Raw genomic sequence first — 21,460 nt, forward strand, 5'->3', positions numbered from 1 at the left:
CTCTCGCGTACGGGTCTGCCGGCCCGCGAGCAGCACCGCACCAGGAGGCTTGGATGAGCGCCAACGGCCGTTCCGGCGAGGACACCGTCGACCCCGCGGACGCCGGGGCGTCCGATCTCGTCGCCCGTGCCCGGCGGCACGCCCTCGGCGACCTCCTGCGCCGCACCGCGCTCCGGTACCCGGACCGGATCGCCGTGGTGGACGGGACGCGGCGGGCCACGTACGCCGAGTTCGACGCGGGCGTGAACCGGGCCGCCCGCGCGCTCGCGGCCCGCGGCCTCGCCAAGGGCGACCGGCTGGCGCTGCTCTCGCACAACTGCTGGGAGTACGCGGTGCTGGTCTTCGCCACAGCGCGGCTCGGCGTGGTCCTCGTGCCGGTGAACTTCATGCTCGGCGCGGAGGAGATCGCCTTCATCCTGACGCACTCCGGCGCGGCCGGCATGATCGCCGAGGACGCGCTGGTCCCGGTCGCGGACGCGGCCCTGGCCGCCGCCGGGGTGACGGGCGGCGTGCGCGGCGGCATCGGTGGCGACCGGGGCGTCGCCGGGACCGGCTGGGAGGACGTGGCGGGCTGGATCGACGGGCCCGGCGACGCCACCGAGCCGGACGTGCTGGTCGGCGACGACGACCCGCTGCGGCTGATGTACACCTCCGGCACCGAGTCGCGGCCGAAGGGCGTCATGCTGTCCAGCCGCTCGCTGATCGCGCAGTACGTGAGCTGCGTGGTCGACGGCGAGATGAGCGCCGACGACATCGAGGTCCACTCACTGCCGATGTACCACTGCGCGCAGCTCGACTGCTTCTTCTCCGTCGACGTGTACCTGGGCGCGACGAGCATCCTGCTGCCGCAGCCCGACCCCGCCCTCCTGCTGGAGACGATCGAGCGCGAGCGGGCCACCAAGCTGTTCGCGCCGCCGACGGTGTGGATCTCGCTGCTGCGGCACCCCGACTTCGGCACCCGCGACCTGTCGTCCCTGCGCAAGGGCTACTACGGTGCGTCCGCGATGCCGGTGGAGGTCCTCGGCGAGATCCGGCGCCGGCTGCCGGACGTGCGGCTGTGGAACTTCTACGGGCAGACCGAGATGTCGCCGCTGGCCACGATCCTCGGCCCGGACGAGCAGCTCTCGCACGCGGGCTCGGCCGGACGGGCCTCGCTCAACGTCGAGACCCGGGTCGTGGACCCCGCTGGCCGGCCGCTGCCGCCCGGTGAGGTCGGCGAGATCGTGCACCGCAGCCCGCACGCCGCGCTCGGCTACCACAACGACCCGGAGCGGACCGCCGAGGCGTTCGCGGACGGCTGGTTCCACTCCGGCGACCTCGGGATCCTGTCCGCCGACGGCCATCTGTCGGTGGTCGACCGGAAGAAGGACATGATCAAGACCGGTGGCGAGAACGTCGCCAGCCGCGAGGTCGAGGAATGCCTGCACGGCCTCGACGGCGTCGCCGAGGTCGCGGTGTTCGGCCTCCCCCACCCGCGCTGGATCGAGGCCGTCACCGCGGTGGTCGTGCCCAGGGACGGCGCGGACCTCACCCCCGAGCGAGTCCTCGCGCACGCGCGCGAGCACCTGGCCGGGTTCAAGCGGCCCAAGCACGTGGTGCTCGCGGACGCGCTGCCGAAGAACCCGAGCGGCAAGATCCTCAAGCGGGACCTCCGCGAGCGGTACGCCGGCCTCGCCGCCCCCGATCCGGGCTCCGCCGCCGCGTCCATCCCCGCGTCCATCCCCGCGTCCGCACCCGTCCCCGCGGCCGTGTCCGACGGCGACGACGCCTGACTCTCTCGAGATCAAGACAGGTAGGCTGTCCACTATGCAGGATGAGGTCGACAGGCTGGTCCATGCCTGGAACACCGAGCGTCCGGATCTCGACGTCCAGCCGCTGCACGTCCTCAGCCGGGTCTCCCGCCTGGCCCGCCATCTCGACCGCGCGCGCCGCGCCGTCTTCGTCGCCCACGACCTGGAGCCCTGGGAGTTCGACGTGCTGACCGCGCTGCGCCGCGCGGGACGTCCCTACCGGCTCAGCCCGGGCCGGCTGCTGCGCGCGACCCTGGTCACCTCCGGCACCATGACCAACCGGATCGACCGGCTCGCCGCCGCCGGCCTGGTCGAGCGGCACCCCGATCCCGCCGACAAGCGCGGCGTCCAGGTCAGCCTCACGAAGGCGGGCCTGACCAGGGTGGACGCCGCGTTCGCCGATCTACTCTCCCGCGAACACGCCATCCTCGACGGCCTCAGCCCCGGCGAGAGCGACGCGCTCGCCGGACTCCTGCGCACCCTGCTCATCCCGTTCGACAGCGGCACCGAGGCCGGCCACACCCCCTGACCCCCGAGCCCCCGTCCAAGGGCCAGGGCGGGTCGCCAGTGGTCAGGAGGATCCGCGGGTCAGGAGGATCCGCGGGTCAGCCCACGTCCTCGGCGAGCATCAGCCACTCCTCCTCGACCTGCTCGGCCTCGGACTGGATCTCCTTGAGGCGCGCGTCCAGCTCCTGGAGCCGGGCGTAGTCGGTGGCGGCGGCGGCGAGCTGCTCGTGCAGCCCGGCCTCCTGCTCGGCGAGCTTGCCGAGGCGGCGTTCGAGCCGGTCAAGTTCCTTGCGGGCCTTCCAGTCCTGCCCGCCTGCGGCCTTGCCGGCGGGCTTGGCACCGGACGCACCGCCGGGCTTGGCGGCCGGCTGGGTGGCGGTGCCCGCCTGCACCGGAGATCCGGCGGCGGCACGGCGGTCGAGGTACTCCTCGACGCCGCCGGGGAGCATCGCGACGCGGCCGTCCCCGAGGAGGGCGACGACATGGTCGGTGATCCGCTCCAGGAACCAGCGGTCGTGGCTGACCACGACCAGGGTGCCGGGCCAGCCGTCGAGCAGGTCCTCGACCTCGGTGAGCGTCTCGATGTCGAGGTCGTTGGTGGGCTCGTCCAGCAGCAGCACGTTCGGCTCGGCCATGAGCAGCCGCAGGATCTGGAGGCGGCGCCGCTCGCCGCCGGACAGATCGCCGATCGGGGTCCACTGCCGGTCGCCCACGAAGCCGAGGCGCTCCAGGAGCTGGCCCGCGGTCCAGTCGCGCTTGCCGACGGTGATCCGGCGCTTGATCTCCTCGACCGACTCCAGCACCCGGCGGGACGGGTCGAGCTCCTCCAGGTTCTGCGACAGGTGCGCGAGCTGGACGGTCTTACCGCGGACGACCTTGCCCGCCGACGGGGTGACGGCGCCGTCGAGCAGGCGCAGCAGCGTGCTCTTCCCGCTGCCGTTGACGCCCACCAGCCCGATCCGGTCCCCCGGCCCGAGCCGCCAGGTCAGGTGCTCGAACAGGTCGCGGTCGCCGACCCGGACCCGGACGTCCTCGATGTCGTAGACCGTCTTGCCGAGACGGGCGGTGGCGAAGCGGGTGAGCTCCATCGAGTCGCGCGCCGGCGGCTCGTCGGCGATCAGCGCCTGCGCCGCGTCCACCCGGAACTTCGGCTTGGACGTGCGGGCCTTGGCGCCGCGGCGCAGCCAGGCCAGCTCCTTGCGGAGCAGGTTCTGCCGCTTGGCCTCGGTGGCGGTGCTGATCCGCGCGCGTTCGGCCTTGGCCAGCACGTAGGCGGAGTAGCCGCCCTCGTAGCGCTCGACCCGGCCGTCGACGACCTCCCAGGTGCGGTCGGTGACCTCGTCCAGGAACCAGCGGTCGTGCGTGACCACCAGCAGCGCGACCTTGCGGTTCTTCAGGTGGCCGGCCAGCCAGGCGATCGCCTCAATGTCGAGGTGGTTGGTGGGCTCGTCCAGGATCAGCAGATCGGACTCGGGCACCAGCAGCCGGGCGAGCGCGACGCGGCGCCGCTCGCCGCCGGACATCCCGGCGAGGGGCGCGTCGAGGTCGAGCCCGGTGAGCAGCCCGCCGAGGATGTCGCGGACGCGCGTGTCGCCGGCCCACTCGTGCTCGGCCCGGTCGCCGAGGACGACCCCGCGGACCGTCGCGCCCTCGGCGAACTCGTCGCGCTGGGTCAGGTAGGCGAGCCGCACACCGCGGGCATGGGTCACCCGGCCGCCGTCCGGCTCGGCCACCTTGGCGAGGATGGAGACCAGGGTGCTCTTGCCGCCGCCGTTGCGGCCGACGACGCCGACCCGGTCGGCGTCGTCCAGCCCGAGGGAGACGGCGTCGAGCAGCGGCTTGGGCCCGTAGGACTTGGTGACGTTCTCAAGGTTGATCAGATTCACGACAGCATCAAGGCTAGTGCCAACGGGCGACCGGATGGACGCGCGGGCCCCCGGCCCCCCACCACCCAGGCCCCTGACGCCTCACCCTCCACCGGCGTCCGTTAGCCCAACGAGGGGCCCCTGGACGCGTGAGATTCGAGGGCATGTGTGCGTACTTGTGCACACTCGCCCCCATCCCCAGATCAGAGGCAGGGAACGTCAGGAGCCAGGAGGCTTGGGCGAATCATCAGGACCCGCCTGCGGGGGCCGGTCAGGCCGCACGGGCTGCGGAGGCTCCGGGAGCTGTCCGGGGTACGAGGGCCGGCCGGGGATGCCGGGTTGCGTGGGCTGATCCAGGTACGGGGACTGCTCGGAGTACGGGGCCTGGCCCTGCTGCGGCCCCTGCATGGGGAGGGGGGCCTGCCCCGGGTACGGGGGCTGTCCGGGGTACGGCGGGTGCCGGCCGGGCCGGCCGGGCTGGATGCCGCGGTTCTTCCCGCCGGTCAGGATGGCCACGATGATCAGCCCGAACAGGAGGCACGGCAGGCCGATCAGCACCAGCAGGATGAGAATCACTAAGCCCGCCATGAGATGGCCTCCGGAGGTCGAGGGGTGGGCGCGATGTCCGGCCCCTGCGGGTAGGCCGTCCCGTCAAACGACCGTAGCGCCGGAAACCGGGCCTGACGAGCGCACCACCGAACCCGCGAGGCCGGTGGCGAGCAGCGCCTCCGACAGCTCGCCGGCATGGTCGTCGCTCTCGGCCAGGAACGCGCAGGTGGGTCCCGACCCCGACACGACGGCGCCGATCGCGCCGAGATCGCGTCCGGCCGTGAGCGTCCGGCGCAGCGACGGCCGCAGCGCGAGCGCGGCCGGCTGGAGATCGTTGACGAGCGCGGCGCCGAGGGACTTGGCATCGCCGGTGGCGAGGGCCGCGATCAGCTCCTCGGAGACCTCCGGCCAGGGCGCCTGCTCGCCCCCGGCCGCGCGGATCCGGTCGCACTCGGCGTAGACCGCCGGGGTCGACAGGCCGCCGTCGGCGGTCGCGAAGACCCAGTGGAAGGTGCCCCGGGTGAGCACCGGGCTAAGCCGCTCGCCCCGCCCGACGCCGATCGCCGTCCCGCCGAGGACCGAGAACGGGACGTCGCTGCCGAGCTCGGCGCCGAGCTCGATCAGGTCGTCCCGGCTGAGCCTGGGCTCCCCCGGGTCGTCCCACAGGCGGGCGCACGCCACCAGGGCGGCGGCGGCGTCGGCGCTGCCGCCCGCCATGCCGCCCGCGACCGGGATGGCCTTGCGGATCCGCAGCCGTACCAGCGGCTCGACGCCGAGCCGGGCCGCGACGAGCCGGGCCGCGCGGACGGCGAGGTTGTCGCCGTTCACCGGCACCTCGCCGATCGCCACCTGGGCGTCCGGGGCGGCCTCGACGCTCACCTCCAGCCGCCCGGCGGGCTCGGCCGTCACCTCGTCGAAGAGGGACACGGCGTGGAAGACGCTGAGCAGGTCGTGGTACCCGTCCTCGCGGAGCGGCCCGACGCCGAGCTGGAGGTTGACCTTCGCGGCGGCGCGTGCAATCACTGCGGTCACGGCACCAGAGCGTACGGGATCAGCCGCCACCGGTGACCGGGAGGTTGCGCGGGTTGAAGTACGGAGTGGTGGCGATCTCGCGGAGCGCGGAGACGGCCTGCTTGTCGCCCGCCACCGAGAACATCCGGCGCTTGTCCCTGGCGTCCTCGGCCTGCTCGTCGGAGTTGAAGTAGACCACCGCCTTGACCTGCGGGTCCTGGAGGGTCTGCGCGGCCTTGCGGAGCCACTCCGCGCGCCGTCCGGCGTAGGACTCGGGCACCCCGAACTCGGCGATCATGACCGGTTTCGGCCGTTCCCTGGCCCACTCGGTGAACAGCTTCAGCGACTCCGACAGGTCCCGGTAGTCGTAGTCGCCGCCCGGCTGGGCGTCCGCGCAGATCCAGTCGACCTGGTCGTCGCCGGGGTAGTACGCGGGGGCGTTGCGGGAGCCGAAGCCGCGGGCCGTGGGGCACCACACCCAGGCCACGTTGTCGACCTTCTCGGCCTTGAAGATGCCGCGCAGCCGCTTCCACGCCGCGATGAAGTCGGCGGACGAGTGGATCTTCTGGTCCTGGAGACCGGGCTTGTCCATGTCGCGCTGCCAGCGCAGGAAGACCGGCTTGCCGGTGGCCTTGATCGCCCGCGCGCGGGCCTTGATCAGCGCGTCGTGCTTCCCCCGGATGATCTCCTTGGTGTCGGCACCGGCCCAGGTCAGCAGCAGGTAGCGGTTCCCGGCCAGGACCGCGGCGTCGCCCTCGGTCGGGAACTCCGACTTCCAGCCCCGGTAGCTCTGCACGATGTCGAGCTGCCGTCCGAGCTCATGCTCGAACCCGCCCACCGCCCCCGGGACCGGCCTGCCCTTCGCCCCGCCGGACGGCGCGCCCGAAGGCGCGCCGGAACCACCCGCGGACGTCTCCGCACGCGGCTTCCCGCTCGCTCGGCCGGACGTGGCGCCGGCCGAGTCGGGCGGCACCCAGGCGCCGAAGTAGGCGCCCTGCTTGGGCGGTGTGGGGGCCACGCCCGCCCGCGCGGTGGTCGTGATCTTCGGTGTGGCGCCCGCGCCGCTACCGCAGCCGCCCGCCGCGACCGCCATCACGGCCAGTGCCGCCACGGGAAGTGCCACGACGGCCACCCCCGTCCGCGAACGCCCCATCACCATGATCCTCCGCCTCGTTCCCGTCCAGTGCGCCCCCAGGACGATACTGGGCAACCCGCGCAAAGGAGGTCACGTCCAGCGCTTCTCCCCGAGCTTGTGGATCAACGTCCGCGGCGCGCAGGGCGCGCTCGGCTCCGGCCGGGGACCCGGCCCAGCCCGCCAGCGCCGCACGCAGCGTCTTGCGGCGCTGCGCGAAGGCCGCGTCGATCACGGCGAACACCTCCGCACGGGACGCGGTGGTCTCGGGCTGCTCTCCCCGGGTGAATGAGACCAGACCGGAATCGACATTCGGGGCAGGCCAGAACACGGCGCGGCCGACCGGTCCGGCCCTGCGCGCGGACCCGTACCAGGCGAGCTTCACCGACGGCACCCCGTAGACCTTGCTGCCGGGCGGCGCCACCATCCGGTCGGCGACCTCCGCCTGCACCATGACCAGCGCGCGCCGCAGCGACGGCATCGTGGCAAGAAGCTGCAACACGACCGGCACCGCGACGTTGTACGGCAGGTTGGCGACCAGCGCGGTCGGCTCGGGCCCCGGGAGCGGACCGGCGATCCGCAGCGCGTCGGCCCGGACGACCTCCAGCCGTCCGGCCAGCTCCGGCTCGCGCGCCGCCACCGTCACCGGCAGCGCCGCCGCCAGCGCCGCGTCGATCTCGACCGCGACGACCGCGCGCACCTCCGGGAGCAGCGCCAACGTCAGCGACCCGAGCCCCGGCCCCACCTCGATGACGACGTCACCGGGGTCCAGATCGGCCGCCCGGACGATCCTGCGGACCGTGTTGGCGTCGATGACGAAATTCTGCCCGAGTGTCTTGGTCGGCCGGATGCCGAGCCGCTCCGCGAGCTCGCGAACGTCGGCCGGGCCGAGCAAACCGTGTCTGTCCCCCACGGTTCCAGTCTGTCAGGTCCACAGAACGGGTAAAGGAGAGCAGGTCAGGAGAACAGGAACTTCCCGCAGTTGGGCCACTGCCCCTGCCAGCGCCCGTTCACCTTGTTGTAGAGGAGCTGCGCCCGGTAGGTCTGCTCGCCCGCGCTGGCGTCGGACGGCCTGCCGCTGCCGCCGACCGAGGCCCAGGACGGCATCGAGAACTGGTAGAGCCCGTAGTACCCGGCGCTGTTGACGGCCTTCGGATTGTTGTGCGACTCACAGTTGGCCAGGCCCGGCCAGTTGAGCCGGGCCGCCGACCCGCCGCCGCCCGACTGCGGCCCCACCGCCAGGATCCGCGCCACCGGCTTCCGCTTGACCTGCTCCGACAGCACGATCGTGACCTTCTTGCCGCGCCGCTTGGCATAGGCCGTCTGGACGATCTTGATGCCGTCCTTGCCCTTGCGCAGCTCCTTCTCACTCCACGGCGGCACCTTGGAGCTCTTCTTCTTGACCGTCGGAGCGGGCGTCCGCACCTTCTTGGTGACCGGGGCCGACAGCAGCCGCACCACCTTGATCAGCTCACCCGACGGCGCGGTGCGCGCGGGCTTGACCAGGTCGTGCTTCCCGAGCTTCACCTTCGCCTGCTCGAGGACCTCCTGGACGGTGGTGCCCGTGGTCATCGCCTCGGTGCGCTTCTTGTCGACGACGATGACCACCTTGCGCGGCGCCGGCGCGCTGGTCCGCGGAGCGTCCGCGACGGGGGCGGTGCCCTGCGGCTTCGCCGCGCCGCCACCGCCTCCTCCGCCGCAGCCGGCCGCCAGCAGCGCCGCGGCGAGCGGCAAGGCGAGGGTCGTGAGGGGTCGGCGCACCATGTCCTCCTGGGCCGGCCGGGCGCGGGGGAATGCCCGGTTAACCTGCCAGACAATAAAGCCAGGCACCCCTCGCCCGCCACTGCACCACCGAAGTCCACATGGACCACCGACGCGTTCCATGACCGCGCCCGGTCAGCAACACCATGAACCGGCCGCTCAGTGAGAGAACCGGAATCCCCCAGAGTGGCGCCCGCGCTTTAGGTCGAGCCTCCGCCTGCATCTTCGCCATCGAGGGCGGAATTTTCCTCTCACTGCGGTCTTTCAAGTGTCGATTGGTCGCCACTATGGACGGCGACTTACCCCTTACCCATATCGACATGAGAAGACCCGACTGGGCCGTCGACTGAGACTCGACTGCGGGCGGTGCGCATCTTCGGGTCAGCGCCGGCCGGGGTCACTTGGCTGGGGTTGCCGCGACCGCAGGGGAAGCACAACCGTCCATCCGGTTCATCCACATCTGATCCGACAAAACACCCTCACCTCGTGACGAGCGTCGGACAATCGAGGTATGCGAGGCAATAGTGCACGGTAGCGAGAAACATTGAGGTGATCTAGCAATGGTCGCCGACATCACCGTACAAGTTGGGAGTCCGGAACCGGCTACGGGCTGACCGACACCGAGTTGGTGGAGATGGCCGCAGCAGCGCGGGGCCAGGCGTCCTGGGCCGGGCCCGCGGACTCGCCGCGGTCGCTCAGGTGCTGGGGTTCCTGGGCTGACGATGTAACCACGGGGCCGGTGCCGGACCTATAGAGACGAACGCAGAAACGATCTCGGGTTGGAGCTCTATTGGCGCGATCTCGTGGGTGATGAAGCCGATCGGTTCACGGCGTTGTTCCGGCGGCATCACGGGCAGGTGCTGGCATACGTGCTCCGCCGGACGGGCGAGGCGCAGGCGGAGGACGTGGTGGCAGAGACGTTCACGGCAGCGTGGCGCCACATCGACCGCCTGCCGAATGATCCCCTCCCCTGGCTCTACCGGACGGCGCGCAACCGCCTGAGCAACGACCGCCGGTCGGTGCGTCGCCGGGAACGCCTGGCGGACCGCCTGGCAGCGCACCACCGGGCCGAGCCCGACCACGCGCCGGGCGTGGTCGAGGAGGTACGGCTGAGGGCCGCGCTGTGGCGGCTGCCACCGGGAGAGCGCGAGGCACTGATGCTGATCGGCTGGGAGGGACTGGACCATCGCACGGCCGCGTACGTGGCCGGGTGTTCGGCCTCGGCCTTCAAAGTACGCGTGCACCGCGCCCGCAAGCGGCTGGCCGGTCTGCTCGCCAACGACAACACGCCCGTGGGGAGGGCCACCCGATGAACGACCTGGACGCCCTGCTGGCCGCCGCCAACCCGGTGGCCGCCGCCGACCTGCCCCACGGCCCGCGGCAGGAGGCGCTGCTGCGGAGCATCATCGACGAACCGGCCCGCCCGTCTCCTGCGCGAATCCGCACCCGGCTCCGGTGGACGCTTCCGGCCATCGCCGCGGCGATGGCCATCACGGCGGTGCTGTGGCACGTACTGGTGCCCCAGAGCATCCCCGAACAGCGATACGTCACTTCCGGGCCCGCGCACAGGGTTCTGCTGGTGGCGGCCGAGCGCGCCGACCAGACCGGGACCAAGCGGTTCTGGCACGACAAAGGCGAGGTCGGTCAGCTCCTCCGCCGTGACCACGATGGACACCGGTACACGCTGCTGGTCACCTTTCCCACCGAGACCTGGGTCCCGCGCGACCCGATCGACGGCGACAGCGTGCACGCCTCAGACCTTGGAAAGGTACGGATCCAGCCGGTCAGCGCGGCCGACGCCGAGGCGTACCGCAAGGACGGCTCGCCCGGACCGGACGAGAACCCCCGCGCCGGCATCACCGTCCCGGATCCGCCGGACGGCCCGGACCTGGCCGGCGACAGGATCTTCGAGGGGGATCGCGCACGCCTGCCCGCAGATCCGGCCGAGCTCAGGATGACGATGCTGACCTGGATCCGCGACCATGGCGGTCTGCCGGCGCATCCCGACGCGTGGTTGTTCCGCGAGGCCACCAAGCTGCTCGACTCCCCGGGGCGGACTCCGTCCCCGACGGTACGCGGCGCGCTGTACCGCATGCTCGCCGGTCTGCCCGGCGTCCGGAACCTGGGCACGGTCCGTGACCCGCTCGGCCGGCCCTCGGTCGGTGTCGTCCTGCGCGAGCGCACCCCCGCGCTCGGCACCATCGACTGGCAGTTCCTGTTCAGCCCGTCCAGCGACTTCGTGATGGCCACCCGCGCCGTCGTCGTGCGGCCGGGCGCCACGAACCGCGAGCTTCCCGCGGGCGCCACGCAGTACCTCACCGTGAAGCAGACCGCCGGCTGGACCGACCGGCCCCCGAAGCACCGGCTGCCGGGCGCGCGGCGTTGACCGAGCCGTGGATCGCACTGTCCGGGCGGTGCGGCCGGGCATAATGCGACGATGCATCCCGGAGAGCCACAGACGCCACAGTGGGCCTTGCTGGTCGAGGAGATGAAGAGCCGGAACGCCGCCTGGTACGTGTCCCTGGTGCAGCCGGTCGGTCACGATCTCGCCCAGGCTCGGGCGGCGGCCCGGCACCTCGCACTCACCCACCGGCCCCGGCTGGGCGGATCCAAGAAGCAGCGCGACGTCTTCCAGGTGGGAGAGGACGTCTGGATCATCGCCTACTCGGGGTCGATCCTGGTCGCCGGCTCGGCCTACTTCAAGGTGAGCGTCGTCCGGCACGTGGCGTCCGAGCCCGGGTAGCCGGTCGGGCGCGTCCGGTGTCGGGTCACCAGGGGCCGAAGGTGCGCTCCCCGGTGGCGGCGATGGCGGTGCACAGGTCGGCCAGGTCGACCTGTTTGACCTCGGCCATCAGGCGGAGGGTGTGCGGGATCAGGTAGGAGGCGTTGGGCTTGCCCCGGTTGGGGACGGGGGCGAGGAAGGGGGCGTCGGTCTCGACCAGGATCTGGTCGAGCGGGGCCACCTCGAGGGCGTCGCGGAGCGGCTGGGCGTTCTTGAAGGTGACGTTGCCGGCGAAGCTCATCACGTAACCGCGGTCGGCGCAGACGCGGGCCATCCCGGCGTCGCCGGAGAAGCAGTGGAAGACGACCCGGTCGGGGGCGCCCTCCTCGGCGAGGACGCGCAGCACGTCGTCGTGGGCCTCGCGGTCGTGGATGACCAGGGCCTTGCCGGTGCGCTTGGCGATGTCGATGTGGCCGCGGAACGAGCGGTGCTGGTCGGCCTTGGGCGCCCAGTCGCGGTAGTAGTCCAGGCCGGTCTCGCCCACGGCGCGGACCTTGGGCAGGGCGGCGAGGTCGGCGATGTCGTCGAGGACCGCGTCGGTGATGCCGGTGGTGTCGTTGGGGTGCATCGCGACGGCGGCGTAGACCGCGTCGAACTCCTCGGCCAGTTCGGTGCCGAGGCGGGAGGTCGGCAGGTCGACGCCGATCGTGACGACGCGGGTGATGCCGACCGCCTTCGCGGACGCGAGCTGCTCCGACACCGGGACCTCGACCAGGTCGAGGTGGCAGTGACTGTCGAAGACGTCGACGGGCAGCCGTTCGGGCAGCGGCGGGAACGCCTTGCCCGCCATGCCGTCCTCGGTCACGGCTGCTCCAGCCGGGCCAGCTCGTCGTCGGCGACGGACGGGTCGAGCTTGGTGAACAGCGGCGTCGGCTTGGCGAGCGGGACGCCGGGCTTGATCGGGGTGGACTCCCAGCGGGCCGCGGTGGCGTAGTCGCCGGTGAGGATCGGGTAGTCGGGGCCGCCCTCCTCGGAGACGATCTCCAAGCGCGGCATCCCGCTCCACTCGCCCTCGCCGCCCAGGAGCTCGTACACCTTCTGGGACGAGTTGGGCAGGAACGGGGTGAGCAGCGACTTGGCGTCGTCCACTACCTGAAGGGCGGTGTGGAGGATCGACTGGACCCGGTCGGGGTCGTCCTTGAGCTTCCAGGGCGCCTGGTCGGACAGGTACTTGTTGGCGTCGCGGACGACGTCGAGGGCCTCGGTGATCGCGTTCTTGAAGCGGGACCGCTCCAGCTCGGCGCCGACGGCCCCGAACGCCTTCTGGCTGCGGTGCATGAGCGCGCGGTCGGCGTCGGTGAGGTCGCCGGCCTCGGGGATGGCGCCGTAGTTCTTGGCGGCCATGTTGACCGAGCGGTTGACCAGGTTGCCCCAGGCGGCCACCAGCTCGTCGTTGTTGCGGCGGACGAACTCCGACCAGGTGAAGTCGGTGTCCTGGTTCTCCGGGCCGGCGACCGCGACGTAGTAGCGCAGCGCGTCGACGTCGTAGCGGTCGAGGAAGTCCTTGACGTAGATCACGACCTGGCGGGACGAGGAGAACTTCTTGCCCTCCATCGTCAGGAACTCCGAGGAGACGACCTCGGTGGGCACGTTCAGCCCGCCGAGGGAGCCGGGCTGCCCGCCCCGGTCGCCCTGGCCGTTGTAGCCGAGCAGCATCGCCGGCCAGATCTCGGCGTGGAAGACGATGTTGTCCTTGCCCATGAAGTAGTACGACAGCGCCTCGGGGTCCTGCCACCAGGCGCGCCACGCCTCGGGGTCGCCGGAGCGGCGGGCCCACTCGACGGAGGCGGAGAAGTAGCCGACGACGGCGTCGAACCAGACGTACAGCTTCTTGGCGGCGTTGTCGCGCCAGCCGTCCAGCGGGATCGGCACGCCCCAGTCGAGGTCGCGGCTGATCGCGCGGGGCTGCATGTCGCCCAGCAGGTTGAGCGCGAACTTCAGCACGTTGGGCCGCCACTGGCCCTGCTTGCCGCGCAGGTAGCGGCCGAGGACCTCGGTGAACGCGGGCAGGTCGAGCATGAAGTGCTCGGTCTCCACGAACTTGGGCGTCTCGCCGTTGATCCGGCTGACCGGGTTGATCAGCTCGATCGGGTCGAGCTGGTTGCCGCAGTTGTCGCACTGGTCGCCGCGGGCGCCGTCGTAGCCGCAGATCGGGCAGGTGCCCTCGATGTAGCGGTCGGGCAGGGTGCGGCCGGTGGACGGGGAGATCGCGCCCATCGTGGTCTTGGGGAAGATGTACCCGTTGTCGTACAGGCCCTTGAACAGCTCCTGGACGATCGCGTAGTGGTTGCCGGTCGTGCTGCGGGTGAACAGGTCGTAGGACATGCCGAGCCCAAGCAGGTCTTCGGCGATCACCCGGTTGTAGCGGTCGGCCAGCGCGCGGGCGGTGACGCCCTCCTTGTCGGCCTGCACCTGGATCGGGGTGCCGTGCTCGTCGGTGCCGCTGACCATCAGGACCTGGTTGCCCGCCATCCGCTGGTACCGGCTGAACATGTCGGCGGGCAGCGCGAACCCGGAGACGTGGCCGATGTGGCGGGGCCCGTTGGCGTACGGCCAGGCGGGTGCGGTCAGGATGTGTCGGCTGGGCGAGGACATGGCCCAAGCCTAGCCGCGTCCACGGCGCGGGCAGCACCAATGGCGAGCCTGGCGGGCGGGCTCCCTGGAAGGTTGCTGGAGATCGGGGACAGGGCTCATCGGCGGCTCGGCGACGCGAGTAGCCTGGTCCGATCCCCCTCAGCGTCGCCGGCCCGGCTGGGCACGGCGGCCCGGGGGATTCCACCAGGCACTCCAGCGAAGGCTGAAACCAGGCATGGCCCAGTCCACGGCCCCCGAGCGGGCCGTCAAGGAAACCCTCCCTGCGGCGCGGCGGAGCCGGTGGCTCGGGACGCGCGGGCCCCGGCGGGTGGTGTGGCTGTCGGCGCTGGTGGCGGCGTGCACGGTGCTGGCGCAGTGGGTGGTCATGACACCGCCGCTGTACTTCGACCCGTACTACGTGTGGCTCGGGGCCCGCGACTGGCCGGACGTGCCGCTGGCGGCGTGGCCGTTCAACGAGGTTCCGCACCAGGTCACGCGGATCGGGCTGGTGCTGCCGGCGCGGCTGGTGCAGGAGGTCCTCGGCGCGGGCCAGGCGTCCTACTTCGTGATCGCGGCGGCCGGCGGCTGCCTGTTCTTCGTCGGCTGCTACCTGGTCGTCCGGTCCCTGTTCGGGGACGTGGCGGGGGTGGCGGCGGCGCTGCTGCTGCTGGTGCACCCGTTCTTCACCCTGACCAACCCCTTCGGCCACGAGATCACCTGGTCGATGGGGGTGATGCTGCCGGACATGCCGGGCGCCGGGCTGTTCGCGTTCGGGATGGCGGCGCTGATCGTGGCGAGCCGCCGGGCCGGACGGGTCCAGACGCGGTGGCTGCTGGCGGCGGGGGTGCTGCTCGGGTCCTCGTTCCTGGTCCGGGAGTTCCTGGCGTTCCTCTTCCTGGCGATTCCGGCCTATCTGGCGCTGCTGCGGATCCCGTGGCGCAAGAACGTGATCGTCGGGGCGCCGATGGTGGCGGTGCTGGCGGCCAACCTGATCCACAACGCGGTCGTGTGGGGCGACCCGCTGGCCGGGCTGCTGTCCGCGGCCGAGCACGGCGGCCAGTCCCGCGACTACGTGACGCGCGATCTGGCGCTGCGCTCGTTCCTGCGGGCGATGCACGACTGGCACCCGCTCGGGACGATCTTCACGGTGGCGCTGGCGCTGACCGCGGTGGGCTGGCTGGTCACCCGCGACCGGCGGCTCGCGCTGTGCCTGGTGTGGTTCCTGATGCTGGCGGTACCGCTGACCGTGCTGTCGGGGGTGCTCGACCCCAACGACATCTCGCTGCGGGCGTGGCTGCCGCGCTACTGGTTCGCGGTGTTCCCGCCGCTGCTGGCGGGCGGTTTCGGCTCGGTGACGCTGATGGCGCGGAGGCTGCCCGCCGGGTTCGTGGCGCGGTTCCGCGTCCGGACGGTCGTGGCGCCCCTCCTGGCGGTCGCCCTGGGCGGGACGTACGTGGTGGCGGCGGTGCGGGCCGTCCCCGATCTGCCGCGCGACACGGCGTGGAGCGAGCTGCGGGTCTGGCTGAAGGGGCCGGGACGGGACGTCCGGCTGATCTGCGCCGACCGGCGGCTCGCCCAGACGCTGACGTTCTACACCCGTTCGGTGTGGGGCGACCCGGTGTGGCGGGGCGAGGTCAAGGACTTCCGGCACGATCTCGGCTCGGTGCCGCCGGAGGCGCAGGTGGGGCCGATGCTCTACACCCGCTGGCGCGGCCAGGAGTCGCAGATCGGTGGCGGCTGGCGGCCCGACCCGAACGCCGGCTGGCGGCTGATGTGGCGTTCCTCGGACGGCGTCCTGCAAATGTGGAACCCGCCGCCCGCCGAGCACTGAGCGAGGCGGCGGCCCGGCCGGGCAGGCAGGCGGGTCGGCAGGTCAGCGGGTCAGCGGGTCAGCGGGTCAGCGGGTCCAGGCGACCCAGTCGCCCTGGATGGTCCGGCGGGTGTCGGCGACCTTCCAGCCCGCGGGGGCGCCGCCCCGCCAGGTCTGCTCCGGGGGGACGTCCTTGGGCCACGAGAGGATCACCAGGTCGGCCTTGGCGGGCGGGGCGTGGTAGCGGGCGTCGAAGACCTCGGCGTCGCTCCACCAGGCCCAGTAGTAGTGCGACAGCCGGACCGGCCACGGGATGTTCCAGTCGAGCGCCAGGTCGTGCCGTTCCCGCAGGTCGGAGACCCCGGTGAGCTCGGTGTAGGCGCTGAAGTCGCGGACGAGCGGCTGCGCGATCCGCGCCGTCGCGGTGCCGATCATGACCAGGTTGACCGTGACGAGCGTCCCGGCGAGCAGCGCGGGGCCGCGCCGGGGTAGCCGGGTCGCGATCAGGGCGAGGCCGAGCAGGACGAGCCCGGCGAGGGTGGCGTGCCAGAGCCGGAACGCCTGCCAGTCCCAGGTCAGGAACGATGTTTCGGGGAAGTCGTAGGGCGTGAAGGTGTACCGGCTGAGCCGGCCGCCCGCGTACCACTGCACGATGCACGCGGTGACGGTCGTCAGGGCCACCGCGGCGCCCGCCGCCCAGAGGAGCGTGCGCCGCGACGCGCGCAGCAGGACGGCGGCGCCCACGGCGAACAGGACCGGCGTGATGCACGCCAGGTAGCGGCCGTAGACGTAGTTGCCGATGCGGCGCTCGTCCGGGAGTGCCCCGGAGGTGGCGAACGCGATGCCCGTCACGACCGCCAGGACGGCGAGGGCCAGGACGCGCAGCCGCAGGTTCGTGTCCCTCCGGACGGCCATGACGGCGACGGTGACCAGGCCCACGGCGGCCAGTCCCCCGGTCGAGACGGCCTGGTACCAGACCTGGCCGGTGCCCAGGGAGAGCATCCAGCCCCAGCCGTCGCCGGACGTGAGGCGCCGGATCAGGTTGCCGCTGAGATCGTTGTCCCCGCCCGGGTAAAGATGCGGCAGGAGCCAGTGGTTCAGCAGGGCGCCCGCGCCCGCCGCCACCGCCAGCGTGGCCGCCGCGGCGGCCGTCACCCGCCATGGCCGCCAGCGGAGCGCGGCGGCGACGAGCAGCAGCCCGGCGTGCACGATGAGCACGATGACGCCCCGCGTGTGCGAGGCGTAGGCGTAGGCGGCCAGGAAGGCGGCACCCGCCGCGTAGGCCGTCACGCGGGCGGTGGACGCCTTGGCGGTCAGCCAGGAGTGCGACAGCAGCAGCCAGGCCAGCACCACCACGGGGAGCACGGCGTCGGTCAGCGCGAACCCGGCGTAGAACACCGTGCCGGGGAGCAGCGCGGTCACGTTCGCGAAGAGGAACGCCCGGCGCCGGGTCACCTGGAGGCGGCGCAGCAGCACGTACGCCAGCGGCAGCATCAGCGCGCTGATCAGCGCGTTGATGACCAGGGCGACGCGATAGGCGCTCACCGGGTCGTCGGCGATCCAGAACGCCGGGGTCAGCAGCAGCGCGTAGCCGCCCCGGTAGACCGTGCCGTAGGACATGTCGGCGTCGGGCCCGCCGGTCAGCACCCGCGCGGCGAACAGGTATCCGGCCTCGTCCGGGGTGGCCACCGGCATGATCTGCCCGATGTCGAACCAGAGCCGGACCGCGACCTGGACCAGCCAGGCCAGCAGGAACGCCAGGCCCCAGCGCCGCCGCCGGACCACCGCCCGGCCGTGGCCGGGATCGGCGGGCCGGACGGGCGTGCGGGCGACGGTGCGCGGCGCTGCCTCGGTGCTCATCGCCGCCCGCGACGTCCGGCAGCGGCGGTCAGAGGTGGAAGATCCATGGGCGAATCAGCCTGTCACAGTCCGGATGAGCCGTCGGTCGCTGCTCTGAAACACTCAGCAAGTTCTCGGAAATCACCACAAAACGCCGGACCCCCCGGGAGTCCTTCCCCAGGGGGTCCGTCGGCACTCGTCCGGAGATCGGTGCTCAGCGCTCGGCCTTGGGGTCCCGGGCGGAGCCCTCATCGCCCTCGCCGCCGGCAGCCACGGCCTCGGCGGTGGCCTTCGGGCCCTCGGGCCCGCCCTCGTCACCGGTGGCGTCGCCCTCGGCGGCGTCGGCCTTCCCGGGCTCGGCGGCCTTCTCCGCCTCGGCCTCGGCGGCCTTGCGCTCGACGGCGACCTTGCGCGCGGCGGCGTCGACGACGTCGGCGGCCTCGTCGGTCGGGTCGGTGAGCGGCGGGTGCTGGCGGCGGCGGATGCCGAGGATGCTGACGAACAGCGAGGCGAAGATCGCCTGGAGGCTCATCACCAGCGCGGTCGCGGCCGGGACGACGATGCGCAGCGAGTGCCGCGGGTCGAGCTCGCCGAAGCTGTTGACCCGCCAGTGCAGCAGTGAGGCGACCATGCCGGCCAGGCCGGCCACCGCGAGCAGCCCGCCGAGCAGCAGGCCGCGCTCCAGGCTCCACCAGTCGATCACCTTCTGCACCCGGCGGTCGTGCGGGAGGAAGCCCTCCTGGATCGCGTACACCTTGGTGAGCAGGGCGAACAACACCGCCTGGAAGCCGATCACCAGGGCCGCGGAGGCACCGACCAGGGTGTCGACGTCGAAGGCGATCTCGCCGACCGTGACCGGGCCGGTGGACAGCGCGATCCCCGCGAGCAGCCCGAGCGTCATGAAGATCAGGCCCGGGATCAGGAACAGCCACCGGGGGCTGAAGAGCATGAGGAAGCGCAGGTGGCGCCAGCCGTCGCGCCAGGTGTTGAGGTGCGGCGAGCGGGTCCGGCCGTCCGGCGACAGCGTGGTCGGGACCTCGCGGATGTCGTACTTCTGGAGGGTGGCCTTGACCACCATCTCGCTGGCGAACTCCATGCCGCCGGTCTGGAGCCCGAGCCGCAGGATCGACTCTTTGTTGAAGGCGCGCAGCCCGCAGTGGAAGTCGCCGGCCTTGCTGCCGAAGAACAGCCGGCCCACGAAGCTCAGCACCGGGTTGCCCAGGTAGCGGTGCAGCGGCGGCATGGCGCCGGGCGCGATGCCGCCCTTGAACCGGTTGCCCATCACCAGGTCGGCGCCGTCGCGCAGCTCGTCGAGGAACGGGCCGAGCGTGGCGAAGTCGTAGGAGTCGTCGGCGTCGCCCATCGCCACGTACCGGCCGCGGGCGGAGCGGATGCCGCCCATGAGGGCGTTGCCGTAGCCCTTGTCGACCACCGGCACGACCCGCGCGCCGGCGTCCCTGGCCAGCTGCTGGCTGCCGTCGGTGCTGCCGTTGTCGGCGATGACCACCTCGCCGTCGATGCCCTTGTCCTCGAAGAAGCCGATGGTCTTTCGAACACAGGTCTCGACCGTTTCGGCCTCGTTCAGACATGGCATCACTACGGAGAGTTCCACGCGATCTCCTTCGTTACCCCTGGTGACCGTCTGCGGTGCTTTCCACTAATCTCTTCTAGCGCTCCACCGCGCGGCCCGTCATCGTTCATGGTGCCCGCCGGGAACGGACGGTGACCATGATGCCCGCCGGGAACGGGGGATGCGCACCGCTCTCGACAAGAACAGCCGTATCGTGTTGCGGACTTGCAACCTGAAGACCCTCTCCGCCACGGCCGCGGGCGGCAGGCTAGGTCGACAAGCATACGGGCACCGCGGCCCGGAAAGGTTGGGTCCGCTTTGACGCGCGCCGGAGACCGCAATGCCACCGATCCGGGGGCCGGAAACCGAAGGGAAGGTGCGGTAGTGGCGGGCGATGCGCCGCACGGCACCGAGTTCGACGACGCCGTTGAGAACGGGCCCGCGGGCACCTCGGCCGGGGGCTCCGCCGGGGCCGCGACCGGGGACTCCGGGCTGAACAGCCCGGCCACCGGGACGATCACGGCAAAGTCCACATCGGACGACACGACGGGCGACACGCCCGGCGGCGCGGACGGCGGGACCGACGACGGGACCGGCCTCGGCAGCTCAGACGACACGCCCGGCGGCGCGGTGTCCGACACGTCCCGTGCGGCGGGCCCGGCCGAACCGGCCGAGGGCTCCGGCCGGCAGGGACGCACGGCCGGGCTGTGGGTGCTGGTGCGCCGAAACCCGATCTTCAGTGTGATCCTCGTCATAGCGGCACTGCTGCGGGCGATCGCGATGATCGGCTACCAGCCGGCGATGTTCTTCAACGACAGCTTCGACTACCTGCACGTGGCGATGAAGCCGTACCCGCACCCGCTGCGGCCCGACGGGTACTCGTTCCTGCTGCTGATCCTCAAGCCGCTGCACAGCTTCGCGCTGGTGACCGCCGTCCAGCACCTCATGGGCCTGGCGATGGGCGTGATGATCTACGCGCTGCTGCGGCGGCGGCTCCGGCTCCCCGGCTGGGGCGCCGCGCTCGCAGCGGCGCCGGTGCTGCTGGACGCCTACCAGATCCAGCTCGAGCACCTGATCCTGTCCGACACCATGTTCACCTTCCTGGTGATGTCGGCGATCACGCTGCTGCTCTGGCGCGACCAGCCGTCCTGGAAGATCTCCGCGGCGGTCGGCCTGATCATCGGGATGTCCTGGCTGACCCGGTCGGTGGGCCTGCCGGTGCTGGTCGGCGTGCTGGTCTACCTGCTGATCCGGCGGGCCGGCTGGCGGACGCTGGCGGTCACCCTGGCCGCCTGCATGCTGCCGGTGGTGGCCTACATGGGCTGGTACAAGGTGGACAGCGACAAGTTCGCGATCACCGAGAGCAACGGGATCTTCCTGTACGCGCGGGTCTACAAGTTCGCCGACTGCCACAAGATCGACCCGCCGGTGCAGGAGATGGCACTGTGCACCGAGCCGCAGAACCGGCTGCCCAACTCCCAGGACGGCATCTGGAACGCGGCCTCGCCACTCAACCGCTACGCCGGCAAGCGGTTCAGCCCGGAGGCCAACGCGCTCGGCAACGACTTCGCCAAGCGGGCGATCCTCGGCCAGCCGGACGACTACCTGCGGGTCGTCGCGCACGACTTCTTCAAGGTCTTCCGGTGGGACCGGACGGTCTTCCCCGACAAGGCCACCTACAGCCAGTACGAGTTCGGCGCCACCAGCAACCCGCTGCCCGAGTGGCGGATGGACGCCGACTCGACCGCCGCCGGTGAGGCCGCCGCCTACGAGGGGGGCCGCGCCCGCACCAAGATCATCGAACCGTTCGGCGGGATCATCCGCGGCTACCAGGACCACTTCTTCCTGCGCGGCACCATGCTGGGGCTGATCCTGCTGGTCGGGCTGGCCGGGCTCGTCCCGCTGTGGCGGCGCTTCGGCGGCATCGCGTTCGTCCCGTGGACGCTCGCGACGGGGCTGCTGCTGGCGCCGGCCGCGACGGCCGAGTTCGACTACCGGTACGTACTGCCCGCCGTACCGCTGGCCTCCCTCGCCGCGGGGATGACCTTCTCGCCGGAGGCCCGCACGCGGCTCGCCGCGATGCTCCGCCTGCGCCGCCGCCCCTCGGGCGCGGCACTGCTCCCGGACGCTCCCGGCGGCGCCGACGCGACCGGCGGGGCGGGGGTGCCCGCGCAGGACGGCGGAACCGTCGAGGTCGGTGAAGGGGAAGCCGGCGTGACCGGCGGCGCTCAGGAGGACAAGGTCCCGGAGATCGCCGCCGGCTGACCGGT

17 protein-coding genes are annotated in these 21,460 nt (G+C 72.0%); 7 read left to right on the top strand and 10 right to left on the bottom strand.

The window, feature by feature from the left end:
* The first annotated feature begins 53 nt into the window (after positions 1–53).
* A complete protein-coding gene (locus tag QP090_RS09325) occupies positions 54–1,772 on the top strand; it encodes an acyl-CoA synthetase (RefSeq protein WP_285938157.1) in 1,719 nt (572 codons plus the stop codon).
* Positions 1,773–1,806: 34 nt separating this feature from the next.
* Positions 1,807–2,319, top strand: coding sequence for a MarR family winged helix-turn-helix transcriptional regulator (locus QP090_RS09330; protein WP_285938158.1), 513 nt, complete (start codon positions 1,807–1,809; stop codon positions 2,317–2,319).
* A gap of 76 nt (positions 2,320–2,395) precedes the next feature.
* On the opposite strand, the gene QP090_RS09335 is transcribed toward QP090_RS09330, so the two are convergent.
* The 6 genes from QP090_RS09335 to QP090_RS09360 form a co-directional block, all read right to left on the bottom strand.
* Complete coding sequence (locus tag QP090_RS09335; RefSeq protein WP_285938159.1) at positions 2,396–4,183, bottom strand: ABC-F family ATP-binding cassette domain-containing protein; 1,788 nt, start codon at positions 4,181–4,183, stop codon at positions 2,396–2,398.
* Between the two features lie 198 nt (positions 4,184–4,381).
* Positions 4,382–4,738 carry a hypothetical protein gene (locus QP090_RS09340; protein ID WP_285938160.1) on the bottom strand — a complete coding sequence of 119 codons (357 nt, stop codon included), beginning with the start codon at positions 4,736–4,738 and terminating at the stop codon, positions 4,382–4,384.
* Between the two features lie 75 nt (positions 4,739–4,813).
* A complete protein-coding gene (locus tag QP090_RS09345; protein ID WP_285938619.1) occupies positions 4,814–5,734 on the bottom strand; it encodes a 4-(cytidine 5'-diphospho)-2-C-methyl-D-erythritol kinase in 921 nt (306 codons plus the stop codon).
* 28 nt (positions 5,735–5,762) lie between these two features.
* Positions 5,763–6,845 carry a glycoside hydrolase family 26 protein gene (locus QP090_RS09350; RefSeq protein ID WP_285938161.1) on the bottom strand — a complete coding sequence of 361 codons (1,083 nt, stop codon included), beginning with the start codon at positions 6,843–6,845 and terminating at the stop codon, positions 5,763–5,765.
* Complete coding sequence (gene rsmA, locus QP090_RS09355) at positions 6,787–7,767, bottom strand: 16S rRNA (adenine(1518)-N(6)/adenine(1519)-N(6))-dimethyltransferase RsmA (RefSeq protein ID WP_285938162.1); 981 nt, start codon at positions 7,765–7,767, stop codon at positions 6,787–6,789. Before rsmA ends, QP090_RS09350 begins: the two co-directional genes overlap by 59 nt.
* Before the next feature lie 44 nt (positions 7,768–7,811).
* Positions 7,812–8,618, bottom strand: a complete 807-nt coding sequence (locus QP090_RS09360; protein WP_285938163.1) for a resuscitation-promoting factor — start codon at positions 8,616–8,618, stop codon at positions 7,812–7,814.
* A gap of 776 nt (positions 8,619–9,394) precedes the next feature.
* On the opposite strand from QP090_RS09360, the gene QP090_RS09365 reads away from it, so the two are divergent.
* The 3 genes from QP090_RS09365 to QP090_RS09375 are packed head-to-tail and all read left to right on the top strand — an operon-like array spanning position 9,395 to position 11,358.
* Complete coding sequence (locus tag QP090_RS09365) at positions 9,395–9,928, top strand: RNA polymerase sigma factor (RefSeq protein ID WP_285938164.1); 534 nt, start codon at positions 9,395–9,397, stop codon at positions 9,926–9,928.
* On the top strand, positions 9,925–11,001 hold the full coding sequence (locus tag QP090_RS09370) for a CU044_5270 family protein (protein ID WP_285938165.1): 1,077 nt from the start codon (positions 9,925–9,927) through the stop codon (positions 10,999–11,001). Before QP090_RS09365 ends, QP090_RS09370 begins: the two co-directional genes overlap by 4 nt.
* Positions 11,002–11,052: 51 nt before the next feature.
* Entirely contained in the window at positions 11,053–11,358 is a 306-nt protein-coding gene (locus tag QP090_RS09375) for a hypothetical protein (RefSeq protein ID WP_285938166.1), read from the top strand.
* Positions 11,359–11,383: 25 nt separating this feature from the next.
* On the opposite strand, the gene QP090_RS09380 is transcribed toward QP090_RS09375, so the two are convergent.
* Together QP090_RS09380 and metG are read right to left on the bottom strand one after the other, a co-directional pair.
* Complete coding sequence (locus tag QP090_RS09380; RefSeq protein WP_285938621.1) at positions 11,384–12,187, bottom strand: TatD family hydrolase; 804 nt, start codon at positions 12,185–12,187, stop codon at positions 11,384–11,386.
* 11 nt (positions 12,188–12,198) lie between these two features.
* Positions 12,199–13,992, bottom strand: a complete 1,794-nt coding sequence (gene metG / locus QP090_RS09385; protein ID WP_285938167.1) for a methionine--tRNA ligase — start codon at positions 13,990–13,992, stop codon at positions 12,199–12,201.
* 214 nt (positions 13,993–14,206) lie between these two features.
* Between metG and QP090_RS09390 the strand changes: the two genes are divergently transcribed.
* Positions 14,207–15,802, top strand: coding sequence for a glycosyltransferase family 39 protein (locus QP090_RS09390; RefSeq protein WP_285938168.1), 1,596 nt, complete (start codon positions 14,207–14,209; stop codon positions 15,800–15,802).
* A gap of 66 nt (positions 15,803–15,868) precedes the next feature.
* On the opposite strand, the gene QP090_RS09395 is transcribed toward QP090_RS09390, so the two are convergent.
* On the bottom strand, positions 15,869–17,641 hold the full coding sequence (locus tag QP090_RS09395; RefSeq protein WP_285938169.1) for a hypothetical protein: 1,773 nt from the start codon (positions 17,639–17,641) through the stop codon (positions 15,869–15,871).
* Between the two features lie 193 nt (positions 17,642–17,834).
* On the bottom strand, positions 17,835–19,232 hold the full coding sequence (locus tag QP090_RS09400) for a glycosyltransferase family 2 protein (protein ID WP_285938170.1): 1,398 nt from the start codon (positions 19,230–19,232) through the stop codon (positions 17,835–17,837).
* A 342-nt stretch (positions 19,233–19,574) separates the two neighbouring features.
* On the opposite strand from QP090_RS09400, the gene QP090_RS09405 reads away from it, so the two are divergent.
* Positions 19,575–21,455, top strand: a complete 1,881-nt coding sequence (locus QP090_RS09405; protein ID WP_285938171.1) for a hypothetical protein — start codon at positions 19,575–19,577, stop codon at positions 21,453–21,455.
* Positions 21,456–21,460 lie beyond the last annotated feature (5 nt).

It is taken from the genome of Actinomadura xylanilytica (assembly GCF_030283145.1).
In the GTDB taxonomy this organism is placed as follows: Bacteria; Actinomycetota; Actinomycetes; order Streptosporangiales; family Streptosporangiaceae; genus Spirillospora; species Spirillospora xylanilytica.